Below are 5,961 nucleotides of genomic sequence, written 5' to 3' on the forward strand. Positions count from 1 at the left end.
CTCACAACAGCCGTCGCGATGAGCGTTTATCGTCCATTCCCATTCTCGTTGCCTAAGTCTGCCCCTGATCTTGCACTAGCACCGACCTTCTTAACCAGAACTGATGCGGTACGGATTGACTTCGGTATATCATTAGCCCTGACGAACCGCGGCCTCTTTGCCTGCGAAAATCCGCCTCTTCTGCCCTTGATCATGCTACAACTCGGCGCATCGTCGCGTCGGTGTATTTTCCTCAGGGAGACGGCAGCATATTGGCTAGGTCTGCCGTTAACGCAGGGATGCCGAGGTGATGTGGTACCAACATGGTTTTGCCAGGATGTTAGTCGCCTCAATATGAAGCCGTTGGTGCTAACCAGGGTGAATTGCCTCTGGCTCACAAACTTGAATGAATGTATCCCAATCCAACTGAACCCCCAACAGCGTCTGCTTTGCGTGCTCTGGATAAGGACATGTTAATTGGATCTAACACTCAGCGCAGGTCTTAGCTTAAGCGGTAGGCAAACTGGCGTCAGGGTTAGGGTCAACGAGAACTTAGAAATACAGCAAGGCACACTTCAGAAATCACTGCTCAATAATGTTTCTGAATCGAGTAAACTATAGCGATTAAATATATCGAGCATGAAGACGACTATGACGAGTGCCGCCGCATTACAGCCCTATAACTCATTCTCCCTGCCTGTTTCAGCCAAAGATGTGATCACAGCCAAATCAGCCGAAGATCTTCTTTACGCCTGGAAAAAAGCGACCATTTCGGAACAGTCAGTGCTAATTCTAGGCGGTGGAAGCAATGTCCTTTTCCTCGAAGATTTTGCTGGTTGTGTTGTATTGAATCGTCTGAAAGGAATTGAGATTAAGGAGACGGACACATGTTGGCATCTTCATGTCGGTGCTGGCGAAGTCTGGCATGACCTGATTGAATTCACCTTACATCATCACATTCCCGGATTAGAAAATCTTGCATTAATCCCTGGTTGTGTCGGCTCGGCCCCCATCCAAAATATCGGAGCGTACGGTGTTGAGTTGAAAGACGTGTGTGCCTACGTCGATGTCTTGAACCTTCGTACCGCCGAACTAACGCGGTTGGCACAGGACGACTGCCGGTTTGCCTACCGTGAAAGCATCTTTAAACATGAATACCGTGATGGCTATGCGATTACGGCGGTCGGATTAACCTTGCCCAAAACCTGGCAACCGGTGCTGAACTATGGAGATCTGACGCGACTCAATCCTCAGACTGTGACGCCACAGCAGGTTTTCGATCAAGTGTGCGCTATGCGCAAAAGCAAGCTGCCCGACCCTGCTGTGAATGGGAACGCTGGAAGTTTTTTCAAGAATCCAGTACTTCCTGCCGCTCAAGCGAACGAGCTATTACGTCGTTTTCCCCTCGCGCCGCATTATCTTCAGACTAATGACGAGGTGAAATTCGCCGCCGGGTGGTTAATCGACCAATGTGAGCTTAAGGGCTACCGGATTGGGGATGCTGCGGTACATGCGAATCAAGCTTTGGTTCTTATCAACGTCGGAAATGCGACCAGCAAAGACGTTGTCGGCTTGGCGCGCTACGTGCGCAATCAGGTGGCCGATAAATTTGGCATTGGGTTGGAGCCTGAAGTGCGATTTATCGCGTGTCAGGGCGAAGTTAACGCAGTCGAGGTGTTGGCATGAGAGATAATACAGTTCCCCTCAAGTTGATCTCTATTTTATCCGACGGTGAATTCTATTCGGGTGAAGTGCTTGGCGAGCGCCTGGGTATGAGCCGCTCCGCAATCAACAAACACATACACACGATTCGTGAATGGGGCCTTGATGTTTATACCGTAACCGGAAAAGGCTACGCATTACCTGCCCCCATAGAGCTGCTGGATGCTGAAAAAATCCGGACGCTCACCAGCGGTGGAAATATTGATGTGTTGCCCGTCATTGACTCCACCAACCAGTATCTGCTGGACCGCCTCGATAAGGTTTCATCGGGGGATGTTTGCATCTCTGAGTATCAGCAGGCAGGACGGGGGCGAAGAGGGCGGAGATGGTTCTCTCCCTTTGGCGCTAATCTCTACTTATCGCTCTACTGGCGTTTGGAACAAGGGCCTGCGGCCGCGATTGGGGTGAGTCTGGTCATTGGTATCATCATGGCTGAGGTGCTGCATGACCTGGGCGCGAGAGGCGTGCGGGTTAAGTGGCCCAACGATCTTTATTTAAACGATCGCAAGTTGGCTGGAATCCTGGTTGAGCTAAACGGCAGAACTGGGGATGCGGCTCACCTTGTTATCGGCGCCGGAGTCAATCTGCGTATGCGGGAGCCGGGAGCTGAAATAATCAATCAAGGCTGGATTAATCTGCAGGAAGCGGGAATAACTATCGATCGCAACATGTTGGCGGCTCGCTTGATAACAGAGTTACGAGCGGCGTTGATATCTTTCGAACAGCATGGTCTGGCTCCTTTCATTCCCCGCTGGAAGGCCCTGGATAATTTTTATAATCGGCCGGTAAAACTGTTGATGGGCGATAAAGAGATCGTAGGCGTTGATAAAGGAATTGATAATCAAGGGGCTTTGTTATTGGAGCAAAACGGCGTCTTGATACCCTATATCGGAGGGGAAATCTCGTTGCGTGGAGCATCATAATAATAAGGGGATGTGATATCCCCTTACGACCTTATTTACGCAGCGTTACGCGCTCGACTGCATGATTGGCGCTTTTCGTCATAATTAAGCTGGCTCTTTCACGCGTCGGAAGAATATTTTTCTTCAGGTTTAACCCGTTGATTTCATTCCATACCTGCGACGCGAATTCCACTGCTTCTTTTTCCGTAATTTTTGCATAGTTATGGAAATAGGAGTCCGGGTTGGCAAATGCGCCCTGTCTGAATTTCAAGAAGCGATTGATGTACCAGCTTTTCAGCAAATCTTCCGGCGCGTCGACATAGATGGAAAAATCCACAAAGTCGGATACGAAGACTCGATGTGGATCATGAGGATAGTCCATGCCGCTTTGTAAAACATTCAACCCTTCCAATATAAGAATATCGGGCTGTTCGATGATCTGGTGCCGGCCAGGGACGATATCGTAGGTCAGATGGGAGTAGGTCGGTGCGACGACTCTAGGAGCCCCCGACTTCACTTCAGAAACGAATTTCACCAGGCTGTGCATATCGTACGACTGCGGAAACCCTTTTTTCTTCATCAGGTTTCTTTCTTTCAAAACCTTATTAGGATGCAAGAAGCCATCGGTGGTGATCAATTCAACTGTACGGTGTTCCGGCCAACGACTGAGCAAGGCTTGCAATACGCGCGCAGTCGTACTTTTCCCGACAGCCACACTGCCAGCCACTCCAATAATGTAGGGAATTTTTTGTCCGTCAGTGCCTAAAAACTGCTCCAAAACTGCCTGGCGTCGCAAATTAGAGCTGATATAAAAGTTCAATAAACGGGATAGTGGCAGATAAATTTCTGCAACTTCATCCAGGGATAGATCCTCATTGATGCCTTTGAGTTTTAATATTTCTTTCTCTGTCAGCGTTAACGGGACCGAATCCCGCAACGTCGCCCACTGCTGACGATCAAATTGCAGATATGGTGTGGCCAAGGATTGCTCGCTATCTCTCATAAATACGTTTCTATATGCCAGTACAGCGTTAAAAGGTGCCATGTCGGTCTTAAAACCGTCAGATAAAAAGACTACCCACCTTTTATTGGGGAAAATTAAATGATGACGGGCAGATTACCACCATGCGGGTAAAGAAAAGAAGAAGAAATCCAACGCAACGCGATGCCTTATAAAGGCATCGGGTTTATTTCAGTGAGCGATAACCCACCAGTATCACTTCACGATAAAAAGACGTTTGTAGTAAATCGCTGTAGGGTGATAAATCCCTTCGGGGGAGCATGCGTAATCGGGGATTTCCCCCAGATAGGTATAGCCCTGCGACTGGTAAAATAGTTCCGCCGTGGAGCCTGCTTCTGTATCAAGATAAAGCAGGCCGCGCTGCAGGCTAAACGCTGCTGTTTCAAGTTCGTGCAAAAGATGATGTCCTATTCTCTTTTGTTGATACTGGCTGTGAACGAGCAATTTCTGAATTTCCGCACGATTTTGCCCATTCGATTTCTGGCAAAGTTCCAGTTGCACGGTTCCTACCACCTTACCCTCATAAAGCGCGACCCAAAGTCGGCGTTCTCCTTGCGCAATAGAAGGCTTCAGACTATCGAAATAACTTTCGGCATGTTCATAGGACAAGGGCATTCGATATCCGATTGAGCAGCCATTATCAACGGCATCAATCAGTAATCCCGCCAACGCATGACGATATAAAGGAAATGTGTCGGTGGAGATCAAGACAGTTTTCATAAAGTCTCTCCTGCAAAATCAAGCACTGGCGGATGGCCTCTTGACTATCAACGAGCAAAAAATATACCACTTTCAACACAAGCTACCGGGTTTTATGCGGGCGATATAGCGATAGTGGCTAGCCTGCCCGTCATTGGAGAGCATGAATTATGACGAAATGGAGAGAAGAGGGCTCGATTAGACCTTATGAAGAATGCAGTTGATGCCGCAGGTGTGGTGCATATTTGCACGAATTTCTAACGTTTATGCAAAACAATGTCCAGAAATGTGCAAAATCTAAGCGACAGTGCATTTTAAGCAATTTTTTTGTTGCATAGACCGGCCACTCTACCTAGAATGCGCAGCACTTGATGCCGGCTTAGCTCAGTTGGTAGAGCAACTGACTTGTAATCAGTAGGTCGCCAGTTCGACTCCGGCAGCCGGCACCATCAAGTACACAACCAGGTGGGGTTCCCGAGCGGCCAAAGGGAGCAGACTGTAAATCTGCCGTCACAGACTTCGAAGGTTCGAATCCTTCCCCCACCACCAATTCAAGCCATGAAAAATGGCTGAATCGATGTGATAAAGCAACAGGTATCATGTCGATGAAGGTGAGGAGTTGCGTGGCAATTATTTCCTCTCCCACCATCAATTCAATCCTGGCAACGGGATTAACACGATCTGGTGTTCCAATAATCGGATCGAAAAAATCACGGCATGAATGTAATATGTGCCGGGGTTTTGACTCTACAAAGAAATCAGGTAGCCGAGTTCCAGGATGCGGGCATCGTATAATGGCTATTACCTCAGCCTTCCAAGCTGATGATGTGGGTTCGATTCCCACTGCCCGCTCCATATTAGATGTGCTGATATAGCTCAGTTGGTAGAGCGCACCCTTGGTAAGGGTGAGGTCGGCAGTTCGAATCTGCCTATCAGCACCACTCCTTTTATATTCCTCCTGATTTCCTTTTGTTAAGCTCAGCAAGTAATTGCTTGGTTGATGTGGTGATATCACCGATTTATCCGTGTCTTAGAGGGACAATCGATGTCTAAAGAAAAATTTGAACGTACTAAACCGCACGTTAACGTCGGTACTATCGGCCACGTTGACCATGGTAAAACAACGCTGACCGCTGCTATCACTTCCGTACTGGCGAAAGTCTACGGTGGTGCTGCTCGCGCATTCGACCAGATCGACAACGCGCCGGAAGAAAAAGCACGTGGTATCACCATCAACACGTCTCACGTTGAATACGATACCCCGACTCGCCACTACGCGCACGTTGACTGCCCAGGGCATGCCGACTACGTGAAAAACATGATCACCGGTGCTGCCCAGATGGACGGCGCGATCCTGGTCGTTGCAGCGACTGACGGCCCGATGCCGCAGACTCGTGAGCACATCCTGCTGGGTCGTCAGGTAGGCGTTCCGTTCATCATCGTGTTCCTGAACAAATGCGACATGGTTGATGACGAAGAACTGCTGGAACTGGTTGAAATGGAAGTTCGCGAGCTGCTGTCTCAGTACGACTTCCCGGGCGACGATACTCCGGTAATCCGTGGTTCTGCTCTGAAAGCGCTGGAAGGCGAAGCTGAGTGGGAAGCGAAGATTGTAGAACTGGCCGAAGCACTGGACAG

Annotated in this window: 5 protein-coding genes and 4 tRNA genes; 7 read left to right on the forward strand and 2 right to left on the reverse strand. The window is 49.0% G+C overall.

All coding sequences use genetic code 11. The annotated features are described in order from the left end of the window. Positions 1-630 precede the first annotated feature (630 nt). Positions 631-1,665: a UDP-N-acetylmuramate dehydrogenase gene (murB, locus tag BLU64_RS13245; protein WP_074728991.1), complete on the forward strand. Its 1,035-nt coding sequence runs from the start codon at positions 631-633 to the stop codon at positions 1,663-1,665. Then, on the forward strand, positions 1,662-2,624 hold the full coding sequence (gene birA, locus BLU64_RS13250; protein WP_074728993.1) for a bifunctional biotin--[acetyl-CoA-carboxylase] ligase/biotin operon repressor BirA: 963 nt from the start codon (positions 1,662-1,664) through the stop codon (positions 2,622-2,624). The genes murB and birA overlap by 4 nt, the downstream gene beginning before the upstream one ends. Positions 2,625-2,655: 31 nt before the next feature. On the opposite strand, the gene coaA is transcribed toward birA, so the two are convergent. Both coaA and BLU64_RS13260 read right to left on the reverse strand, forming a co-directional pair. Further along, positions 2,656-3,606, reverse strand: coding sequence for a type I pantothenate kinase (gene coaA / locus BLU64_RS13255; RefSeq protein WP_026744179.1), 951 nt, complete (start codon positions 3,604-3,606; stop codon positions 2,656-2,658). Positions 3,607-3,819: 213 nt separating this feature from the next. After that, complete coding sequence (locus tag BLU64_RS13260) at positions 3,820-4,344, reverse strand: GNAT family N-acetyltransferase (RefSeq protein ID WP_026744178.1); 525 nt, start codon at positions 4,342-4,344, stop codon at positions 3,820-3,822. A gap of 352 nt (positions 4,345-4,696) precedes the next feature. Between BLU64_RS13260 and BLU64_RS13265 the strand changes: the two genes are divergently transcribed. The 5 genes from BLU64_RS13265 to BLU64_RS13285 form a co-directional block, all read left to right on the forward strand. Next, a tRNA-Thr gene (locus tag BLU64_RS13265) sits at positions 4,697-4,772 on the forward strand. Between the two features lie 15 nt (positions 4,773-4,787). After that, positions 4,788-4,872 (forward strand) — tRNA-Tyr (locus BLU64_RS13270). A gap of 231 nt (positions 4,873-5,103) precedes the next feature. Then, positions 5,104-5,178, forward strand: a tRNA-Gly gene (locus BLU64_RS13275). A 10-nt stretch (positions 5,179-5,188) separates the two neighbouring features. Continuing rightward, positions 5,189-5,264: transfer RNA gene (locus BLU64_RS13280), tRNA-Thr, on the forward strand. Positions 5,265-5,368: 104 nt separating this feature from the next. Next, on the forward strand, positions 5,369-5,961 hold a 593-nt coding region (locus BLU64_RS13285), incomplete at its 3' end, for a GTP-binding protein (protein ID WP_139171513.1).

Origin of the sequence: Lonsdalea quercina, assembly GCF_900107885.1 — a bacterium.
In the GTDB taxonomy this organism is placed as follows: Bacteria; Pseudomonadota; Gammaproteobacteria; order Enterobacterales; family Enterobacteriaceae; genus Lonsdalea; species Lonsdalea quercina.

Coding starts and splice junctions, on each gene's coding strand:
- BLU64_RS13260 (WP_026744178.1), bottom strand. CDS start 4,344: ATGAAAACTGTCTTGATCTCCACCGACACATTTCCTTTATATCGTCAT.
- birA (WP_074728993.1), top strand. CDS start 1,662: ATGAGAGATAATACAGTTCCCCTCAAGTTGATCTCTATTTTATCCGAC.
- coaA (WP_026744179.1), bottom strand. CDS start 3,606: ATGAGAGATAGCGAGCAATCCTTGGCCACACCATATCTGCAATTTGAT.
- murB (WP_074728991.1), top strand. CDS start 631: ATGACGAGTGCCGCCGCATTACAGCCCTATAACTCATTCTCCCTGCCT.